Origin of the sequence: Microbacterium sp., from assembly GCF_046295495.1 — a bacterium.
In the GTDB taxonomy this organism is placed as follows: Bacteria; Actinomycetota; Actinomycetes; order Actinomycetales; family Microbacteriaceae; genus Microbacterium.
On record NZ_JBKBNC010000006.1, the window covers coordinates 52,512 to 69,993 of the forward strand.

A 17,482-nucleotide genomic window follows, 5' to 3' on the forward strand; every position below is an offset into this window, starting at 1 on the left:
CCGCCACCAGACTCGACATCGTCGCCTTCAGGAAGGAACTCCCCGCATGGCCAAGCAGTCCATCTTCGGTCGCATCTCGACCCTCGTCCGCGCGAACATCAACGCGCTCCTCGACCAGGCCGAGGACCCACAGAAGATGCTCGACCAGCTCGTGCGCGACTACTCGAACTCGATCGCCGACGCCGAGTCGGCCATCGCCGAGACCATCGGCAACCTGCGGTTGCTCGAGCGCGACCACCAGGAAGACGTCCAGGCGGCGGCCGAATGGGGCAACAAGGCCCTCGCCGCCAGCCGTAAGGGCGACGAACTGCGCGCGACGGGCAACGCCGGCGAGGCCGACAAGTTCGACAACCTCGCCAAGATCGCGCTGCAGCGTCAGATCACCGCCGAGAGCGAGGCCAAGGCCGCCGAGCCGACCATCGCCTCGCAGACCGAGGTCGTCGACAAGCTCAAAGACGGCCTGAACGGCATGAAGGGCAAGCTCGACCAGCTCAGGTCCAAGCGCAGCGAACTGCTCGCTCGCGCCAAGGTCGCCGAGGCCCAGAACAAGGTGCACGACGCCGTCAAGTCGATCGACGTGCTCGACCCCACCAGCGAGCTCGGCCGCTTCGAAGACAAGATCCGCCGCGAGGAGGCGCTCGCGGCCGGCAAGCAGGAGCTCGCGGCCTCGAGCATCGACGCCCAGTTCAACGCGCTCGACGACGTGGGCGAGCTCACCGAGGTCGAGGCACGCCTCGCCGCCCTCAAGGTCGGCGGCCCGCAGCGCGCGGCGATCGACGCTCCCAGCCCCGACCAGCTCTGATCGAAACCGGGAGCGCACCGCCCGCGTTCGGGGCGGTGCGCTCCCGGTTTCCGGCGAGGAGACCCCCATGGCCCGATTCATCGTCGCCCCGCAGTGGCAGGGCTCGTCGTCGTCACGGGCGATGCAGCTGATCGACGGCGCGGAAGCGATCGCGGGTGACCTGCCGCGCGCCTCCACCACGGTGCTCGAGCCCCCCTCCGAGGCGGGCGATGCGCAGGGCTCCGGGATCCAGCGCATGAGCGCGCTCGTGCGCATGCGGGAGCGCGTCGAGGAGGCCGTCCGGGCCGCCCCCGAGACGGCGATCGTGGTCGGCGGGGATTGCGGGGTCGCCCTCGGAGCCGTCTCCGCGATCGCCGGAGACGATCTCGCGGTCGTGTGGCTCGACGCACACCCCGACCTCAACACCCCGCAGACCTCGCCGAGCGGAGCCTTCCACGGCATGGTGCTGCGCGCTCTCGCGGGCGACGGCGAACCCCACCTGCGCCTCAGCCCCGGAATCTCCCCCGGCCGCATCGTGCTGGCGGGGACGCGGTCGTTCGACGAAGAGGAGCGACGGTTCGTCGACGAGCACGGCATCCGCGTCCTCACCCCGTCCGACCTGGCCGACCCCGGCGCCCTCGCCGAAGCCGTCGCCGCCACGGGAGCGACGCGCGTGCACGTGCATCTCGACCTCGACGTGCTCGACCCGGCGGACATCACCGGTGTCGCCCTGCCCGAGCCGTTCGGCGCCCGCACGGCGGAGGTCGTGGCATCGATCCGGCGCCTACGGGAGCGGATGCCGTTGGCCGGGGCGACCCTGACGGAGTTCTCGCCGTCGTCGCCCGCGGCGGCCGTCGACGACCTCGGCACGATCCTGCGTCTGATCGGAGCCCTCGCGTGAGTCCCATCCCCCGCCCGCCGACCGGATGGCGCGACCAGGCGGAGCGCGCGGTCGCCCGTGGCCGCCGCCTCGACCGGTTCATCGCGGCGTTCCTGCTCGATTCCCCCGTGAGTCGCGTGGGCTACTGGTACGGGTGCGCCGTGGGGTGGATCTGGGGATCGATCTGGAGCACCGGGCGCATCGAGAGGCGGCAGGGTCTGTGGGTGTTCCGCGGGCTGCCGTCGTGGGCGTTCCCCCGCGGGGGCGTGTGCGTGGGCGAATGCTTCCTCACCGGCGACGACCGCCCCACCGACGTGGTGCTGGGGCACGAGGCCGTGCACCGTCGCCAATGGCGGCGCTACGGCTTCCTCATGCCCGTCCTCTACGCCCTCGCGGGGCGTGATCCGCTGCGCAACCGTTTCGAAATCGAGGCGGGGCTGGTCGAGGGCAATTACGTGCCCCACGGCAGCTGAAGCGTTCCGCTCAGCGGCCTGCGAGGCCGCCGGCATCCGTGGGCGGTGTCGGCGGACGGCGGCGCAGCGCGCAGTGAGCGGGTGCCCCGCTCCAGCGCATGCCCTCCACGGAAGCGGATGCCGCCGACGACCGCCGCGAGCGAGGCCCGAGCCCGACCCGCGTCGAGACCCGTGTCAGCGCGCGGTGGCGAGGCCGAAGCGCTCGGGCGTGTGGATCGCCCCGGGTGCGACGCCGTGGCGCGCGGTCAACTCTTCGACGATCTCGGCCGTGCCGAGGTAGCCGCCCAGCAGGATGACCCGCGTGGCGTCGTCGTCGCAGCAGAGCATCTCGCCCGCCCACCCCGACACCGCGCGGGCGAGTGCCTGGCCGGGGGCGCAGCCGCGGCCCGAACCCGGGGCCCCGCCGCGACGCGAGCGGTCGAGCCACGCGATCGTCATCCGGGCGGGGGCGGCGACACGGCCGACCCACGACTGGTCGGGCACCTCGATGAACACGCGCCCGGTCGAGCAGATCGGCAGGGTGGCCAGCACCGTCTCGAGCTCGACGAGAGAGGTCTCGTCGGCGGTCACGAGGTGCTGCACACGGGTGTGCCGCGACGCGCGGCAGGCGGCGTCGTTGTGCTCGGTGGAGGGGACCATGATGGCATCCACTATACCCCCGGAGAAGGGTTGCCTAACCTGAGTTGCCGCCTCGAATCGCGGCGCGCGCTCAGCCCACGAGCACCGTACCGAGGCGATCGAGCTCGGCGTCGGTCATGCCGTGGGCCCGCAGGTATCCGGCGGGCGATCCGAATTCCCGGTCGAGACGGGCCAGCAGCGCCCGCATGACCCGCGCGGGCGAGCGCGTGGCGAGGTCTTCGGCGTGGACGTTCTCGGGATGCAGCGCGCGGATGGCGGCGAGCACCGCCGCGTTGCGCTCCGCGGGGAGCATCTCCTCGGTGCGGGCGTAGTCGGCGACCACGGCCTCGCGATCGACGCCTGCCGCGGCGAGCGCGATCGCGACGGTCACCCCGGTGCGGTCCTTTCCGACCGTGCAGTGCACGAGCACGGGCTGGGCGCGCAGGATGCCGCGCACCACCGACACGACCCGGTCGGCGGAGTCGTCGACGATCGCCGCGTAGAGCTCGTCGAGGCTGACGTCGCGCTCGAAGAAAGAGGCGACCGAGCCCAGGAAGAGCGGTTCGTGCTGCACCTCGACCGGCAGGTCGTCGAAGCGGCTGGGGGCGTGCGCGAGTTCGGCCTCGTCGCGCAGATCGATCACGCGGCGGATTCCGAGCGCGCGCAGGTCTTCGATCCCCGCGTCGTCGACCCGCACGAGGTTCCCGGAACGGAACAGCACCCCGGGGCGTGTGCGCCCCTCCCCCGCGGGCAGCCCCCCGACGTCGCGGAAGTTGGTCGCACCCGAGACGAGGGAGGCGGTCATGCCGAGCCGTCCGCGTGCACGTGGGGGGTGCGGGGAGACGTCGTCGCGGGGGGCGTGGCATCCGTGCCCACCACCGCCCCGCCCGCGCGCGGAGGCACGGGGTAGCGTCCGGCGATGGCGACCCGGTTGAACGCGTTGATGGCCACGAGCACCCAGCTCAGCGCGACGTACTCCTGTTCGCTCAGGATGCCACCGGCCTGGTCGTACACCTCGTCGGGGATGCCGTCCTCGTGGATGAACGTGAACGACTCGGTGAGCTCGAGGGCGGCGCGCTCGCGCTCGTCGAAGACCCCCGACTCGCGCCAGGTCGCGATCTGCGCGATGACGTCGGCGTCGAGCCCGGCCTTCACCGCGGCATCGACGTGCACCCGGACGCAGAAGGCGCAGCCGTTGAGCTGGGAGGCGTGGATCTGCACGATCTCGCGAAGGCGCGCGTCGATGCCCGCGTCGGCGGCGAGCCGGCCCACCGTCGTGGAGAACGACCGCAGCGCGGCGTAGGCCTCGGGAGCCGACTTCGACAGGTGCACGCGCGGTTCTTCGCCCATGGCGACAGCCTACGGCGCGACTCGCGCGGCCGGCGCGGTCGCCCCGGGAGTCGCGCGGGTGACAGGCTGATCCCATGCCCGAGCACGACGAGTTCTCGTTCCTCCCCGCCCAGGCCGCCGCCGCGGGCCGCGCCGTCCCCGCGGTCGAGCGCGTCGACCTCGCGCTGGCCGACGGCCGACGTCTGAGCGGTCTGCGCTGGGGCGACGCTCCCCCGGCCGTCACTCTGCTGCACGGCGCGGGGCTGAACGCCCACACGTGGGACACCACGCTGCTGCACCTCGGCATCCCCGCGCTCGCCCTGGATCTCCCCGGCCACGGCGACTCCTCGTGGCGCGACGACGCGGCGTACATGGCGCGTGTCCTGGCCCCCGACGTGGTCACCGCGCTCGAGACGTGGACGAGCGGGCCGCAGCTGCTCGTCGGCCACTCCCTCGGCGGTCTCACGGCGGCCGCGGTGGCGGCATCCCGCCACGACCTCGTCTCCCGGGTGGTCGTCGTCGACATCACCCCCGGCGTCGACCCGAGTGCCGGTCCCGCGCAGATCCGCGCCTTCTTCGCCGGGCCCACCGACTGGGCGTCTCGCGACGAACTCGTCGAACGGGCCCTGTCGTTCGGCCTCGGCGGTTCGCGCGAGGCGGCGACGCGCGGGGTCCTCCTCAACTCCCGCGTCCGCGACGACGGCCGCGTCGAGTGGAAGCACCACTTCGCCCACCTCGCCGCCGCCGCCGCGAACGCCGGCGCCGACCCCACGACCCCGGATGCCGTGCGCGCGGTGCTCGCGAGCACGGGATGGGACGACCTGGCCGGTGTGCGGGCGCCGGTGACGCTCGTGCGCGGCGAGCGCGGCTTCGTCTCGGCCGCGGATGCCGAGGAGTTCGCCCGCCGCGTGGGCGACGCCGAGGTGCGCGTGCTCGCCACCGGTCACAACGCGCAGGAGGAGGATCCCGCGGCGCTGGCCGAGGTGATCCGCGCGGCACTGTAGCGGTCCCAGCCGAGGCGCCCCCTCACCGCGGGCGGCGGCGGTGACGCGGAGCGCCGTGCCCGAGCACGCGGGGCGCCCCGCGTCACACGCCGTCGTGAGCCGTCACACACGACGGCGAGGGAATGCCGGTGAAAGTAGGCTGTTGCCACCCCTGCACGGCATCCACAGCACCCGGATGCCCTCGGCCTGCGAAAGGACACCCCGCAATGCTGCGCCGCACCGCCCTCGCCACGAGCGCGCTCCTGATCGGAGCACTCCTGCTCACCTCGTGCACCGGCACCGACTCCTCCCCCGGCCCGACCGGGGATGCCGACCCGAACGCCACCCTCACCGTGCGCCTGTCGCTCGAGCCGTCGAACCTCGACATCCGCCGCACCAGCGGAGCCTCGCTCGAGCAGGCGCTCATCGACAACGTCTACCAGGGCCTCGTCACCCGTGACGGCGACCAGGACAACGCCATCGTCCCGGCCCTCGCCTCGGCGTGGACCGTCTCGCCCGACGGTCTCACCTACACCTTCACGCTGCGTGAGGGCGTGACCTTCCACGACGGCAGCGCGCTGACCGCCGACGACGTCGTCACCTCGCTGCAGACGGCGAAGGACGACGCGACGATCCAGAACAGCGCCGACCTCGCGAACGTGGCATCCATCGCCTCGCCCGACGCCTCGACGGTCGTCGTGACGCTGGCGCAGCCGAACATCGACTTCCTCTTCGCGCTCACCGGTCGCGCGGGCCTGATCTTCAAGAGCGGCGACACCACCGACTTCCAGACGGCGGCGAACGGCACCGGGCCGTTCCGCGTCGAGAGCTGGAGCACCGGACAGAGCCTCACCCTCACCCGCTACGACGGCTACTGGGGCGAGGCGGCGGGCGTCTCGGAAGTCGTCCTCGACTACATCCCCGACCAGAGCGCCGCCGCCAACGCCGCGGTCAGCGGAGACCTCGACGTCGCGCTCGAGATCGACCCGGAGCTGCGCGGTCAGATCGAGGGCACCGGCGCCTTCGCGATCGAGTCGGGCCTGACCACCGACAAGGGCACCCTGGCGTTCAACAACGCCAAGGCCCCGCTGAACGACCAGCGCGTGCGCGAGGCCCTGCGCCTGGCGATCGACCACGACGCCTTCATCGAGACGCTGGGCTCGGGCGAGACGCTGTCGGGCCCGATCCCGCCGCTCGATCCCGGCTACGAAGACCTCTCGGGGAGCATCTCCTACGACCCCGACCGCGCGCGCGAGCTGCTGGCCGAGGCCGGGGCCGACGACCTCGATCTGACCCTCACGATCCCCAACGTCTACCCGGGGACCATCGCCACCTTCCTCGTGTCGTCGTTCGCCGACGTGGGCGTGAAGCTGCAGGTCGAGCAGGTCGACTTCACCACCTGGCTGCAGGACGTCTACACGAACAAGGACTACGACCTGAGCTTCGTGCGCCACGTCGAGGCGCGCGACTTCGGCAACTGGGCCAACCCCTCGTACTACTTCGGCTACGACAACCCCGAAGTGCAGAGCCTGTACGCCGAGTCGCTCGCCACCACCGACGAGCAGGAGTCGTCGGACCTGCTCGCCGAGGCCGCCCGCATCGTGAGCGACGACGACGCCGCCGACTGGCTGTTCCTGTCGACGCCGCTCACCGCCGTCGGGACCAACGTCGCGAACTTCCCGAAGAACTCCCTCAACGTGCGCCTGCCGCTGGCCGGCGTGACGGTCGCGTCGGAGTGATCCGCTACGCGCTGACACGGCTGGGCCTGCTCGTGCTGGGCCTGGCCGTGGCCAGCGTGCTGATCTTCCTGTCGCTGCGGGTGCTCCCGGGCGACGTCGGCCAGCTCATCGCGGGCGCCCAGGCGACCCCCGAGCAGGTGGCCGCCGTCCGCTCGAGCCTCGGCCTCGACGCGCCGTTGTGGTCGCAGTACCTCGACTGGATCGGCGGTGTCTTCCGCGGCGACCTCGGCACCTCGCTGATCACCGGCACCTCGGTCGCCGCGGAACTCGCCGACAAGGCCCGCGTCACGGTGCCGCTCGCGGCGATGTCGCTCACCGTCGCACTGCTGGTCGGCATCCCGTTCGGCGTGCTCTCGGCACTCGGTCGTCGGCACGCCGGCGGGACCGCGCTGAGCGTCGGCGCCCAGGCTCTCGCGGCCGTGCCCGTGGTGTGGGCCGGCCTGATACTCGTGGTGGTGTTCTCGGTGTGGCTGGGGTGGCTCCCCCCGCAGGGCTTTCCCCGCGCGGGGTGGGACGACCCGGCCGCGGCGTTGCGGGCACTCGTGCTCCCGGCGCTCACGATCGGGGTCGTCGAGGGCGCGATGCTCCTGCGCTTCGTGCGCAGCGCCACGCTCCAGGCCGTCGGCCAGGACTACGTGCGCACCGCGGCGGCCAAGGGCCTCACGCGCACGCGGGCGCTGCTGAGCCACGGGCTGCCGAACGTCGGGCTCTCGGTCATCACGGTGCTCGGACTGCAGATCGCCGGGATCATCGTGGGCGCGGTCGTCATCGAGCAGCTGTTCACGCTGCCGGGCGTCGGCCGCATGCTCGTCGTCGACGTCGCCTCCCGCGACCTGCCGAAGGTGCAGGGCGAGCTGCTCGCGTTGACGGGCTTCGTGCTCGTGGTGGGCTTCGTCGTCGACCTCGTCCATCGCCTCGTCGACCCCCGCCAGAGGGAGGCCGCATGACGACTCTGAAGCGCCTGTGGGCGCTGGGCACCGGCCGTTTCGGCATCCTGATCGTGGGCCTGGTGGTGCTCGTGGCCCTGGTCTCGCTCGTGTGGACGCCGTTCGACCCCGCCTCGGTCGACGCCCGATCGCGGTGGGCCGACCCGTCGTGGCCCCACGTGCTGGGCACCGACAACAGCGGTCGCGACATCGCCAGCCTCCTCATGGCCGGCGCCCGCACCACGGTCGCCGTGGCCGTGGGCGCGGGGGTCGTGGCATCCGTGCTCGGGATCGCCCTGGCGGCCCTCGGATCGCTCACCGCGCGGTGGATCCGCGAGAGCGTGGCGGTGCTCGTCGACATCCTGATCGCCTTCCCGGTCCTGATCATCGCGATGATGATCTCGGCCGTGTGGGGAGGATCGCTCGCCGTGGTGATCTGGTCGGTGGGGATCGGTTTCGGAGTCAACGTGGCCCGCGTGACCCGACCCGAGCTGCGCCGCGTGCTGCACAGCGACTTCGTGCTCGCGGGGCGGGCGAGCGGCCTGTCGGCGTGGCAGAACCTCACGCGGCACCTCCTGCCCAACGTCGCGCCGGTGTTCATCGTGCAGCTGTCGTGGGGCATGGCCGTCGCGGTGCTGGCGGAGGCGGGCCTGTCGTACCTGGGCTTCGGCGCACCCGTGACGCAGCCCTCCTGGGGCGTGCTGCTGAGCGATCTGCAGGCCTACATCGCCGTCCACCCGCTCACCGTGGTGTGGCCGGGTCTCGCGATCACCCTCACCGTGCTCGGGCTCAACCTGTTGGGCGACGCCCTACGCGAAGCCGCCGACCCGACGCTCGCCGAGCGGACCCCCGCCGCTCGCACGCACGTTCCGGGAGTCGTCGCATGAGCCTCGTCGTGACCGATCTGCGCATCGAGATCGGCGGCCGCACGGTCGTGGACGGCGTGTCGTTCGAGGTCCCCGCGGGTGCCCGCGTGGGCCTCATCGGAGAGTCGGGATCGGGCAAGTCGCTCACGGCCCTCGCCGTGCTGGGGCTCCTCCCCGACGGCGCCACGGCGACCGGCAGCGTGCTGTGGAACGGGCGGGAGATCCTCGGACTCCCCGATCGCGAGCTCGCGCGCCTGCGCGGCGACGACATCGGGATGGTCTTCCAGGAGCCGCGAACGGCCCTCAACCCCATCCGGACGGTCGGTCGCCAGATCGGCGAATCCGTGCGCATCCACGAACGCGTGTCGCGACGGGAGGCCCTCCGTCGCGCCGTCGCCGAGGCGGAGCGCGTCGCGCTGCCCGATCCCGAGCGCCTCGTCTCGCGCTACCCGCACCAGCTCTCCGGCGGGCAGCGCCAGCGCGTCGCGATCGCCATGGCCCTCGCCTGCCGGCCGCGGCTGCTCATCGCCGATGAGCCGACGACCGCCCTCGACGTGACGATCCAGGCCGGCATCCTCGCGCTCCTCCGCTCCCTGGTCCAGGATGCCGGCATGTCCCTCGTGTTCATCACGCACGATCTCGCGGTGCTCGCGCAGGTCGCCAGTCACGCGGTGGTGCTCGAGCACGGCCGCGTCGTCGAGCAGGGCCCGGTCACCGATCTCCTGCGCGAGCCGTCGTCGCCGGTCACGCGCGCGCTGCTGCGGGATGCCACGGCGACGCTGTGGCATCCCGAGGTCTCTCGCGCCGCCCCCGACGACGGCGCGACGGACGAGGAGGAGTCGCGATGACCGAGACCCTCATCCACGCACGCGGACTCACGCGGAGCTACCCCGCGCCGCGGCGGGGCTTCGGCCGCCCCGAGCGCACGGTCGCTCTCGACGACGTCGACCTGTCGGTGCTCGCGGGCTCGGCTGTCGGCATCATCGGCGAGTCCGGATCGGGCAAGTCCACGCTCGTGCGTCTGCTCCTCGGTCTCGACGCCCCCACCTCCGGAACCGTCGAGGTCGCCGGGCGACCGGTCGACGCCCGCGGCTCGGCCCGGTCGTTGCACTGGCTGCGGCGCACCACCGGCATCGTGTTCCAGGATCCCTACGCCTCGCTCGATCCACGCATGACGGTCGGACGCATCGTCGGAGAGCCCCTGTGGGCGCTGGGGACAGGCGGCGACCGGCGGGCGCGCGTGCGCGAGGTGCTCGAGCAGGTCGGCCTCGAGGCCGAGATGGCGGGGCGCTTCCCCCACGAGTTCTCCGGCGGCCAGCGCCAGCGCATCGCCCTGGCGCGGGCGATCGTGCACCGCCCGCGCGTGCTCGTGGGCGACGAACCGCTCTCGGCGCTCGACGTGACCGTGCGCGCGCAGATCCTGCGTCTCATCGCGCGACTGCGGTCCGAGGAAGACCTCACCCTCGTGCTCGTCTCGCACGACATCGGGGTGGTGCAGAACGTCTGCGATCAGGTCGTCGTGATGAAGGACGGCAAGGTCGTCGAGCAGGGGCCGACCGAGAAGGTGCTGCTGCAGCCGCAGGCCGCCTACACGCGGCGGTTGCTGGCGTCGATCCCCACGCTGCCGGGCTGAGCCCTCCGCGCTCCGCGGGGCGCGGCACGCCGGACCGTGGCCCGCCGGACCGTGGGCCGCCGGACCGTGGGCCACCGTGTCGCCGTGTCGCCGTGTCGCCGACGGTTCCTCCCCCGCCCGCGCGACGCGCACGCCCTCCCCCGGGGATGTTCAAGGGATGCCGCGATGTCGGTGGTCGGCGTTAGCCTCGCCGCATGACCCCCGGTATCGTTCCCCCGTTCCTGCTCGACCGGCTCGCGCAGACCGACGACCCCCGCCTCGCGCGGGCCGCGGCGGCGGCGCGCAAGACCCTCGCCATGCCGCGCCCGCCGCGCCCCACGCGCACACGCCTGCGACTGTCCATCGAGGGCGACTCCCTCGTCGCCGAGACGGCCCCGGCGCCCGACCGCATCGTCTCCGACGCCGCGAACACCGAGAACCTCCCCGGTCGCCGCGTGCGCAGCGAAGACGACGCGCCCAGCGGCGACTCCGCGGTCGATGAGGCCTACGACGGCCTCGGAGAGACCTTCGACTTCTTCTGGGACGCCTTCGCGCGCGACGGCATCGACGCGGCGGGCGGCTCTCTGCTGGCCACCGTGCACTACGGCGACGACTACGACAACGCGTTCTGGAACGGCGAGCGCATGGTGTTCGGCGACGGCGACGGCGAGGTGTTCGTCGGCTTCACCCGCTCGCTCAGCGTCATCGCGCACGAGTTGGGCCACGGGGTGACCGAGGCCGTCGGCGGCCTCGAGTACCAGGGCCAGTCGGGCGCCCTCAACGAGTCGATGTCCGACGTATTCGGCGCCCTCGCCGAACAGCACCACCTCGGGCAGCGCGCCGGGGAGGCCACGTGGCTGATCGGCGCCGGGATCTTCGCCCCCGACGTCCAGGGTGAGGCCCTGCGGTCCCTGAAGGCGCCGGGCACGGCGTACGACGACGACGTGCTCGGCCGCGACCCGCAGCCGGCGCACATGCGCGATTATGTCGAGACCGACGACGACAACGGCGGCGTGCACATCAACTCCGGCATCCCGAACCGCGCGTTCTACCTCGCCGCCACCGCGCTCGGTGGCTTCGCCTGGGAGCGCGCCGGACTCATCTGGTACCGCGCACTCACGGCGGGCACCCTCTCCCCCACGGCCGACTTCCCCGCGTTCGCCGCCGCCACCCTGTCGGCCGCCACCGCGGAGTACGGTGAGGAGTCGGAGGAGGTCGCCGCCGTCCGCGCCGCGTGGGCCGGAGTCGGCGTCGTGGAGGATGCCGCAGCCTGACACCGACGAGCGTTTCGCGATCATCGTCGTGCGCTCGGGCGGGCTCGCCGGTCTGTCGAAGCAGTGGCGTGCCGAGCCCGACCCGGACCGCGCACCGCGGTGGCGCGAACTCGTCGAGAGCTGCCCGTGGGACGCCCCTCCCGCCCCCGTTCGCGGGGCCGATCGCTACCAGTGGCGCATCGAGGTGCACCGGGGCGACACCCCCGTGCACGAGGCACGCCTGAGCGACGGGCAGATCGAGGGCCCCTGGCGGACGCTCGTCGACGAGGTGCGTGGGGCCGCCGCGCCACGGCCCCGCAGTCACTGATCCGCGGCGCTCATCCGGCATCCCGACCGCGCGGCCGTCCATCGCCCCGGCCGCCCACCGGACGAGAGGTGGCGGGCGGCTCCCCCACCTCGGCGACGGTGTGGCCGCTGCACGCGGCGGCCAGCACGGTGGCCCGTTCGATCCGCGGCACACGGAACCACCGGACGGCGTCGCGCAGCCGGCACCAACCGACGAGGAACCACCGGCCCTCGCGCGCCGCGAAGAGGACGGGTTCGACGTCGCGGGTGGTGGTCTCGCCCGTCACGGAGGTGTACCGCAACCGGACGACGCGCTGATCCGCCAGGGAATGCTCCAACGCCGATCTGACCGATCGCGACGGCGACTCGGGGATGTCGACCCACACCCGGCCGGCGAGCTCCTCCGCCCTCCCCCGCGTCCGCGGATCGACGACGTCGAGGATCTTGGCCATCCCCGCGCGCGCCAGATCGTTGTACGGGGCGTCCGGGCTCGCCGCGACGGCCGCCATGAGCGCCACCGCCTGGGCGGGCGAGAGGCTGACGGGCGGAAGCGAGGAGCCCGCCGCGAGGCCGTACCCCCCACCCGGGCCGGGTCGATTCCGGGCCCTGGTCCGGGATGGCGTTCGCGCCCGCCCTCCCCGACGCGGTCCACGACCTCCCGCTCCCCGACTTCGCCGCCCTCGCTCAGCAGGCCAACCTCGACGGGCTGAGCCCGGAGGTCCTCGCGCGCTTCCGGCGACGGGCCGTTCCCGAACCGGCCCCCGTGCTCCGGGGGGTCGCGCAGCTCGCGAACGATGCCCGCGACGACGTGCCGACGACGCTCGTGTGCTGTTCCCTCCCCGGCGCGCAGGTGTGGGAGCTCGTCCACGCCGGCCACCCCATGTTCGCCGAGGTGGCGCGACTGACCCGCGTCGAGACCGTCGACCTCCCGACCGGGCACTGGCCGATGTGGAGCCGGCCGCGCGATCTCGCCGAAGCCATCCTCAGGGCCGCCCGCACAACCTGACCGCCGGGAACGGGACCGGGCTCCGGAGTTGAACGGTGCCACCGCCCCTGCGGGCGTTGCGGGTGGGGGCCGGATGCAGAATCTCCGGAGTTCGGCCCGGCTCGCCTCGCCGTCCCGGGCGTCGCACCGGAGTGCGGGTCACCCGGGCCGGACTCAGCCGAAAAGCCTGCGCCGCTTCTTCTTCGACAGGATGCTCTTCTGCAGGTACACGACGCCGAGCCAGCGCCCGAACTTGAAGCCCACGCGGCCCATCCGCCCCACCTCGCCGAACCCGAGCTTCTCGTGCAGCGCGATCGAGGCGTCGGCTCCCTTATCGCTGATGGCGGCGACCATCTCACGGATGCCGAGTTCCTGGCACGCCGCGATCAGGGCCTCCAACAGCGCGCGTCCGAGGCCCTTGCCCGCGGCCGCCTGGCCCAGGTAGATCGAGTTCTCGACGGTGTAGCGGTACGCCGACTTCGACTGCCACGGCTGCACGAGGGCGTAGCCCAGGATCTGGCCGCTCGGCGACTGGGCGACGAGGAACGGCAGCCCCAGCTTGTGCAGGGTGGCGAACTTGTCCCGCCATTTCGCCAGCGACCAGGCCTTCTCGTCGAAGGTCACGACCGAGTTGCGCACGTAGTAGTTGTAGATCTCGCGCACGTCGGGCATGTCGGCCTCGGTCGCGGGCCGGATCTCGAACGAGAACGGCCGCTCGGCCTCGGGGGCACGACGCAGATGGGCGGGCAGCCGCCGGCGGCTCTTCTCGTACTCCTCTTCCAGCACCCCGCCACTCTACGGGCGCGGCCGTTTCGAGCGTGTGTCCGCCGGGCGGGGGGCCACGACCTGGCGCCGTCAGCCCGCGACGCGCCAGTCCACCGCGTCCGCGCCCTGCTGCTCGAGCGAGGCGTTCACGCGCGAGAACGGCTTCGACCCGAAGAACCCCCGGCTGGCGGACAGCGGCGACGGATGCGGCGACGACACGATCGCGGTGTCGCCGAGGAGCGGTCCCAGGTTCTGAGCGTCCTTGCCCCAGAGCACGGCCACGAGAGGTGCGTCACGGGCGACGAGGCAGCGGATGGCGTGTTCGGTGACGGCTTCCCACCCCCAGCCCCGGTGGGATGCCGGCGCGCCCGGCGCCACGGTCAGCACCCTGTTCAGCAGCATCACGCCCTGAGCCGCCCACGCCGAGAGGTCGCCGTGCGGAGCGGGAGGGATGCCGAGGTCGTCGTCGAGCTCGCGGTAGATGTTCGACAGACTGCGCGGCAGCGGGCGCACGTGCGGGTCGACCGCGAACGACAGGCCGATCGGGTGGCCCGGCGTGGGATAGGGATCCTGCCCCACGATCAGCACGCGCACCGCATCGAGCGGTGTGCGGAAGGCCCGCAGCACGAGGTCGCCCGCCGGCAGGTAGGGCGTGCCCTCCGCGCGCAGGCGCTCGCCGAGAGCCGCGATCCGCTCCGCGACGGGCGCGAGAGGCTCGACCCACGACGCGTCGATGAGCCCCGCCTCGGCGAGCTCGGCCAGCGACTTCGACGTCACGCGGCGTCTTCCTCGTGCACCGAGCCCTGGTGCGACCACGGGAACTCGATCCAAAGCGAGGTGTCCTTCCACGCGTAGTCGGGCGTCACGACTGTCGTGGGCTTGGTGTAGATGACGGCCGACCGCGCCTCGGCGCCGTGGCGGGCGAGCAGTTTGATCGCCAGATCGAGCGTGCGTCCGCTGTCGGCGACGTCGTCGACGAGCAGGACGCGACGACCCGAGAGATACGACAGGTCGAGGGCCGGTGGCAGGACCTCGGGCGCGTCGAGCACCGTGCCGATGCCCGTGTAGAACTCCACGTTCAGAGCGCCGCAGTTCTTCACGCCCAGGCCGTAGGCGATCGCCCCTCCCGGCAGCAGCCCGCCGCGTGCGATGGCGACGACCACCTCCGGATGGAACCCGTCCGCGACGATCGCACGCGAGATGTCCCTCGTCGCGACCCCGAAGTCGTCCCAGCTCAACCGTTCGCGTTCCTCAGCCACTCCGGCCCCTCTCCTCGCCTCTCCTCACCCTAGGGCTCCGCCCCCGCCGTCATTTCCGGATGCCGCGCACCCGCGGTGCTACTCTCGCGCCATGTCGCGCGTCTCCGGCGCGGTCGCCCGGGCGCGCGGGTCCGCGCTCGGGGTGACCGCGGGCCTCATCGGGTGGTTCGTCGTGGTCGAACTCGCCAGCGGCATCCTGCAGGGCTTCTACGTCCCCCTGCTTCCCGACATCGTCGTGCACCTGGGCATCCGCGACGCCGACGTCAACTGGTTCGAGGCGGCGCAGCTGCTGCTGTCGGCGCTCGTCCTGCCCGTCCTGGCCAAGCTCGGCGACATGTTCGGCCACAAACGCATCCTGTTGTTCTCGGCGCTCGCGACCGCGGCGGCAAGCTGGTGGCTCGTCTTCGCCGACTCCTTCGCCACGTTCCTCGCGGCGTGGGCGCTGCAGGGCTTCTACGTGGTGTGGCTCCCGCTCGAGATCGCGCTCATCTTCGACCGCGGGCGGCGTGAGCGGCGGGGCCTGTCCCGCACCCGCCGGGCCGCGGGTCTCCTCGTCGTCGGTCTGCAGGTCGGCGCGATCGCCGGGGCGTTGGCGGCCGGTCGGCTGTTCGCGGCCACCGGCGGCGACCTGCGTCTGTCGCTGGCCGTCCCCGCGATCGTGGTGACGCTCGTGTGCCTGGCGATCTGGCTCGGGGTCCCGGAATCGGAGCGCACCGGCGAGGTGCGCCGCCTCGACGCGGGGGGCTTCGCGATCCTCGCCGGCGCGCTGCTCTGCGTGACCGGGGCGCTGTCGTTCGTGCGCCTCCCCGACGGCCCGGGACCCGCCGTCATCGCCGCCCTGCTGGTCGCGGGCCTGGTGCTCGGCGCGGTGTTCGTGCGCTTCGAGCTGCGCCAGCCCGACCCCGCCGTCGACATCCGTGTGCTGCGTCGCCCCGAGATGTGGCCCGTGCAGGCCACCGCCTTCCTCGTGGGCATCAGTCTGCTGGGCGCGCAGGGGCCGCTGGCCACCTACGCCGGCACCGATCCCTCCCTCGGCTACGGACTGGGACTGGATGCCACCGACCGCTCCAACGTGATCGGCGTCTACCTCGTGTCGCTCATCGTGGGTGCGGTGCTGTTCGCCGTGACCTCCCGGCGCGCGAGCCCCCGCGTCATGCTCATCGGGGCGGCCGCCCTGGTCGGTGTGGGCTACGCCCTCTTCCTCCCGCTGCACACGACGCTGTGGCAGGTGCTGCTGTGCCTGGGCATCGCCGGGCTCGGTTCGGGCGCCCTCGTGGCGGCGATGCCGGCGGCGGCCGCGGCGGCCGCTCCGCGCGGGCAGACGGGCGTGGCATCCGCCCTCACCAACACCACCAAGACGGTGGGCGGCACGATGTCGTCGGCCGTCTTCGGCGTCGTGCTGGCCGGAGGCGCGGGCGCTGTCGTGGGCACCGCCGCCCCGCTCGCGGGCTACGTGACGGTGTGGGTCATCTGCAGCGTCGGCGGCTTCCTCGCCGCGGTCCTTCTCCTGTTCGTCCCGCGGGTGGCCTTCGCGGATGCCGAGGACGAGGTCGCCGCGACGGCGGCGCGCGGCGACGTGGGCTGACGCGGGTTCACGCGAGGGTCGCGCATCTGCGGAGCGCGCAGCGACGCGTCGAAACCGAGCGACCGTGGAGCGCAGCGGCTCGTCACCCGAGCGGGACCGCGAGACGACCGCGCCGGATCCGCCGTCGCCGCACGCTCCGCGCGGCCGTCCGTCCGTCCGTCCGTCCGTCCGTCCGTCGATGGTGCCGCCCGGCGCCGTGCCGCCGGTTCGATCAGCGCGTCGTCAGCGGACCTCGCGCGAGCAGGTGCTGCGCCGACTGCGCGACGGGACGCACCGTCACCAGGTCGAGGTTGACGTGCCCCGGAGCATCGAGCGCGTAACCGATCACGTCGGCCACGTCGTCGGCCAGAAGCGGAGCCTCGACGCCCTCGTAGAGCTTGTCGGCGGCATTCCGGTCGCCCCCCAGACGGTTGAGCGTGAACTCCTCGGTGCGCACCATGCCCGGGGCGATCTCGATCACCCGCAGCGGCTCCCCGTTGAGCTCCTGCCGCAGGGCGTGCACGAGCATCGACTCCCCCGCCTTCGCCGCGTTGTACCCGCCGCCGCCGGGGTAGGCCGTCTGCGCCGCGGTCGACGTGACGAACAGCAGGTCGGCGTGCCCGCGGGTGTCGGCGGCCCGGCGCAGCGCCGGGAGGAGGGATGCCACGAGCCGCTGACCCGACAGCACATTGGCCTCGAACATCCACCGCCAATCCTCGGGATCGCCGTCTTCGACGCGGTCGCTGCCGCGCGCTCCCCCGGCGACGTGGACGAGCGCGTCGACCCCGCCGGTCTCATCGAGCCACGCGGCGAGCGCCGCGATGGCCTCGGCGTCGGTGAGGTCGGCCGCGTGGGCCACGACGCCCGTCTCGGCTTCCAGCGCCGCGAGGCGCTCGGCGCGCCGGGCGACGCCCACCACGTCCCACCCCCGCGCGCGAAGCAGCCGCGCTGTCGCCTCCCCGATTCCCGAACTGGCCCCGGTCACCACAGCACGTCGCGTCATGGCATCCACGCTAGCGCTCCCCTCCGAGTCGGGACGCCGACGGTGTTACGGCCCGTGTCCGCACCGGTTGCCGCGGGCCGGAGGGCCTCCCTACGCTCGCAGGAGGCCGCGGCGACCGCCCCGACCCCCCGACCCGAGGA

At 72.9% G+C, this 17,482-nt stretch carries 20 protein-coding genes and 1 pseudogene; 13 read left to right on the forward strand and 8 right to left on the reverse strand.

The annotated features are described in order from the left end of the window. The first annotated feature begins 46 nt into the window (after positions 1–46). The 3 genes from ACK4LS_RS04060 to ACK4LS_RS04070 all read left to right on the forward strand — a co-directional run bounded on the left by ACK4LS_RS04060 (position 47) and on the right by ACK4LS_RS04070 (position 2,134). The gene (locus ACK4LS_RS04060) at positions 47–802 is read left to right on the forward strand and encodes a PspA/IM30 family protein (RefSeq protein ID WP_409713536.1); all 756 of its coding nucleotides are present in this window, start codon (positions 47–49) and stop codon (positions 800–802) included. A 67-nt stretch (positions 803–869) separates the two neighbouring features. After that, the gene (locus tag ACK4LS_RS04065; RefSeq protein ID WP_409713538.1) at positions 870–1,682 is read left to right on the forward strand and encodes an arginase family protein; all 813 of its coding nucleotides are present in this window, start codon (positions 870–872) and stop codon (positions 1,680–1,682) included. Beyond that, positions 1,679–2,134, forward strand: a complete 456-nt coding sequence (locus ACK4LS_RS04070; RefSeq protein WP_409713541.1) for a Fe-S oxidoreductase — start codon at positions 1,679–1,681, stop codon at positions 2,132–2,134. The genes ACK4LS_RS04065 and ACK4LS_RS04070 overlap by 4 nt, the downstream gene beginning before the upstream one ends. Before the next feature lie 174 nt (positions 2,135–2,308). Here the strand turns inward: ACK4LS_RS04070 and ACK4LS_RS04075 are convergent, their stop codons facing one another. The 3 genes from ACK4LS_RS04075 to ACK4LS_RS04085 all read right to left on the reverse strand — a co-directional run bounded on the left by ACK4LS_RS04075 (position 2,309) and on the right by ACK4LS_RS04085 (position 4,102). Beyond that, a complete protein-coding gene (locus ACK4LS_RS04075) occupies positions 2,309–2,773 on the reverse strand; it encodes an SIP domain-containing protein (RefSeq protein ID WP_409713544.1) in 465 nt (154 codons plus the stop codon). 70 nt (positions 2,774–2,843) lie between these two features. Further along, on the reverse strand, positions 2,844–3,557 hold the full coding sequence (locus ACK4LS_RS04080) for a tyrosine-protein phosphatase (protein ID WP_409713547.1): 714 nt from the start codon (positions 3,555–3,557) through the stop codon (positions 2,844–2,846). Continuing rightward, positions 3,554–4,102 (reverse strand): carboxymuconolactone decarboxylase family protein, encoded by a 549-nt coding sequence (locus ACK4LS_RS04085; protein WP_409713550.1) that lies wholly within the window; start codon positions 4,100–4,102, stop codon positions 3,554–3,556. The genes ACK4LS_RS04080 and ACK4LS_RS04085 overlap by 4 nt, the downstream gene beginning before the upstream one ends. A gap of 74 nt (positions 4,103–4,176) precedes the next feature. Here ACK4LS_RS04085 and ACK4LS_RS04090 point away from each other — a divergent pair, with 74 nt between their 5' ends. The 8 genes from ACK4LS_RS04090 (at position 4,177) to ACK4LS_RS04125 (ending at position 11,788) form a co-directional block, all read left to right on the forward strand. Further along, positions 4,177–5,085 (forward strand): alpha/beta fold hydrolase, encoded by a 909-nt coding sequence (locus ACK4LS_RS04090; RefSeq protein ID WP_409713553.1) that lies wholly within the window; start codon positions 4,177–4,179, stop codon positions 5,083–5,085. A gap of 206 nt (positions 5,086–5,291) precedes the next feature. Continuing rightward, positions 5,292–6,803: an ABC transporter substrate-binding protein gene (locus tag ACK4LS_RS04095; RefSeq protein WP_409713556.1), complete on the forward strand. Its 1,512-nt coding sequence runs from the start codon at positions 5,292–5,294 to the stop codon at positions 6,801–6,803. Continuing rightward, positions 6,800–7,750 (forward strand): ABC transporter permease, encoded by a 951-nt coding sequence (locus tag ACK4LS_RS04100; protein WP_409713559.1) that lies wholly within the window; start codon positions 6,800–6,802, stop codon positions 7,748–7,750. Before ACK4LS_RS04095 ends, ACK4LS_RS04100 begins: the two co-directional genes overlap by 4 nt. Next, positions 7,747–8,616, forward strand: coding sequence for an ABC transporter permease (locus tag ACK4LS_RS04105; RefSeq protein WP_409713562.1), 870 nt, complete (start codon positions 7,747–7,749; stop codon positions 8,614–8,616). Before ACK4LS_RS04100 ends, ACK4LS_RS04105 begins: the two co-directional genes overlap by 4 nt. Next, the gene (locus ACK4LS_RS04110; RefSeq protein WP_409713565.1) at positions 8,613–9,443 is read left to right on the forward strand and encodes an ATP-binding cassette domain-containing protein; all 831 of its coding nucleotides are present in this window, start codon (positions 8,613–8,615) and stop codon (positions 9,441–9,443) included. Before ACK4LS_RS04105 ends, ACK4LS_RS04110 begins: the two co-directional genes overlap by 4 nt. After that, positions 9,440–10,228, forward strand: a complete 789-nt coding sequence (locus ACK4LS_RS04115) for an ABC transporter ATP-binding protein (RefSeq protein WP_409713568.1) — start codon at positions 9,440–9,442, stop codon at positions 10,226–10,228. Before ACK4LS_RS04110 ends, ACK4LS_RS04115 begins: the two co-directional genes overlap by 4 nt. Positions 10,229–10,422: 194 nt before the next feature. After that, positions 10,423–11,481 carry a M4 family metallopeptidase gene (locus ACK4LS_RS04120; protein ID WP_409713571.1) on the forward strand — a complete coding sequence of 353 codons (1,059 nt, stop codon included), beginning with the start codon at positions 10,423–10,425 and terminating at the stop codon, positions 11,479–11,481. Continuing rightward, positions 11,468–11,788 (forward strand): protealysin inhibitor emfourin, encoded by a 321-nt coding sequence (locus ACK4LS_RS04125; protein WP_409713574.1) that lies wholly within the window; start codon positions 11,468–11,470, stop codon positions 11,786–11,788. The genes ACK4LS_RS04120 and ACK4LS_RS04125 overlap by 14 nt, the downstream gene beginning before the upstream one ends. A 10-nt stretch (positions 11,789–11,798) precedes the next feature. Here ACK4LS_RS04125 and ACK4LS_RS04130 read toward each other — a convergent pair. Then, positions 11,799–12,365, reverse strand: a pseudogene (locus ACK4LS_RS04130) (helix-turn-helix transcriptional regulator); the annotation flags it as partial. Between the two features lie 17 nt (positions 12,366–12,382). On the opposite strand from ACK4LS_RS04130, the gene ACK4LS_RS04135 reads away from it, so the two are divergent. Beyond that, positions 12,383–12,772 (forward strand): hypothetical protein, encoded by a 390-nt coding sequence (locus ACK4LS_RS04135; protein ID WP_409713578.1) that lies wholly within the window; start codon positions 12,383–12,385, stop codon positions 12,770–12,772. A 153-nt stretch (positions 12,773–12,925) separates the two neighbouring features. On the opposite strand, the gene ACK4LS_RS04140 is transcribed toward ACK4LS_RS04135, so the two are convergent. From ACK4LS_RS04140 to ACK4LS_RS04150, 3 genes are all read right to left on the reverse strand, one after another. Further along, the gene (locus tag ACK4LS_RS04140; RefSeq protein ID WP_409713581.1) at positions 12,926–13,537 is read right to left on the reverse strand and encodes an N-acetyltransferase family protein; all 612 of its coding nucleotides are present in this window, start codon (positions 13,535–13,537) and stop codon (positions 12,926–12,928) included. A gap of 69 nt (positions 13,538–13,606) precedes the next feature. Continuing rightward, positions 13,607–14,293, reverse strand: coding sequence for a uracil-DNA glycosylase (locus tag ACK4LS_RS04145; protein WP_409713584.1), 687 nt, complete (start codon positions 14,291–14,293; stop codon positions 13,607–13,609). Then, complete coding sequence (locus ACK4LS_RS04150; RefSeq protein WP_409713587.1) at positions 14,290–14,775, reverse strand: phosphoribosyltransferase; 486 nt, start codon at positions 14,773–14,775, stop codon at positions 14,290–14,292. Before ACK4LS_RS04150 ends, ACK4LS_RS04145 begins: the two co-directional genes overlap by 4 nt. Positions 14,776–14,866: 91 nt before the next feature. Between ACK4LS_RS04150 and ACK4LS_RS04155 the strand changes: the two genes are divergently transcribed. Next, a complete protein-coding gene (locus ACK4LS_RS04155; protein ID WP_409713590.1) occupies positions 14,867–16,360 on the forward strand; it encodes an MFS transporter in 1,494 nt (497 codons plus the stop codon). Positions 16,361–16,571: 211 nt separating this feature from the next. Here ACK4LS_RS04155 and ACK4LS_RS04160 read toward each other — a convergent pair whose 3' ends face one another. Then, positions 16,572–17,342 (reverse strand): SDR family oxidoreductase, encoded by a 771-nt coding sequence (locus tag ACK4LS_RS04160; RefSeq protein WP_409713593.1) that lies wholly within the window; start codon positions 17,340–17,342, stop codon positions 16,572–16,574. Between the last annotated feature and the right edge of the window lie 140 nt (positions 17,343–17,482).

Excerpts from the sequence above, each read along its gene's own strand:
- ACK4LS_RS04060 (WP_409713536.1), top strand. The coding sequence starts at position 47 with ATGGCCAAGCAGTCCATCTTCGGTCGCATCTCGACCCTCGTCCGCGCG.
- ACK4LS_RS04115 (WP_409713568.1), top strand. The coding sequence starts at position 9,440 with ATGACCGAGACCCTCATCCACGCACGCGGACTCACGCGGAGCTACCCC.
- ACK4LS_RS04160 (WP_409713593.1), bottom strand. The coding sequence starts at position 17,342 with ATGACGCGACGTGCTGTGGTGACCGGGGCCAGTTCGGGAATCGGGGAG.
- ACK4LS_RS04110 (WP_409713565.1), top strand. The coding sequence starts at position 8,613 with ATGAGCCTCGTCGTGACCGATCTGCGCATCGAGATCGGCGGCCGCACG.
- ACK4LS_RS04085 (WP_409713550.1), bottom strand. The coding sequence starts at position 4,102 with ATGGGCGAAGAACCGCGCGTGCACCTGTCGAAGTCGGCTCCCGAGGCC.
- ACK4LS_RS04090 (WP_409713553.1), top strand. The coding sequence starts at position 4,177 with ATGCCCGAGCACGACGAGTTCTCGTTCCTCCCCGCCCAGGCCGCCGCC.
- ACK4LS_RS04095 (WP_409713556.1), top strand. The coding sequence starts at position 5,292 with ATGCTGCGCCGCACCGCCCTCGCCACGAGCGCGCTCCTGATCGGAGCA.
- ACK4LS_RS04065 (WP_409713538.1), top strand. The coding sequence starts at position 870 with ATGGCCCGATTCATCGTCGCCCCGCAGTGGCAGGGCTCGTCGTCGTCA.
- ACK4LS_RS04125 (WP_409713574.1), top strand. The coding sequence starts at position 11,468 with ATGCCGCAGCCTGACACCGACGAGCGTTTCGCGATCATCGTCGTGCGC.
- ACK4LS_RS04105 (WP_409713562.1), top strand. The coding sequence starts at position 7,747 with ATGACGACTCTGAAGCGCCTGTGGGCGCTGGGCACCGGCCGTTTCGGC.
- ACK4LS_RS04120 (WP_409713571.1), top strand. The coding sequence starts at position 10,423 with ATGACCCCCGGTATCGTTCCCCCGTTCCTGCTCGACCGGCTCGCGCAG.
- ACK4LS_RS04080 (WP_409713547.1), bottom strand. The coding sequence starts at position 3,557 with ATGACCGCCTCCCTCGTCTCGGGTGCGACCAACTTCCGCGACGTCGGG.
- ACK4LS_RS04155 (WP_409713590.1), top strand. The coding sequence starts at position 14,867 with ATGTCGCGCGTCTCCGGCGCGGTCGCCCGGGCGCGCGGGTCCGCGCTC.
- ACK4LS_RS04075 (WP_409713544.1), bottom strand. The coding sequence starts at position 2,773 with ATGGTCCCCTCCACCGAGCACAACGACGCCGCCTGCCGCGCGTCGCGG.
- ACK4LS_RS04135 (WP_409713578.1), top strand. The coding sequence starts at position 12,383 with ATGGCGTTCGCGCCCGCCCTCCCCGACGCGGTCCACGACCTCCCGCTC.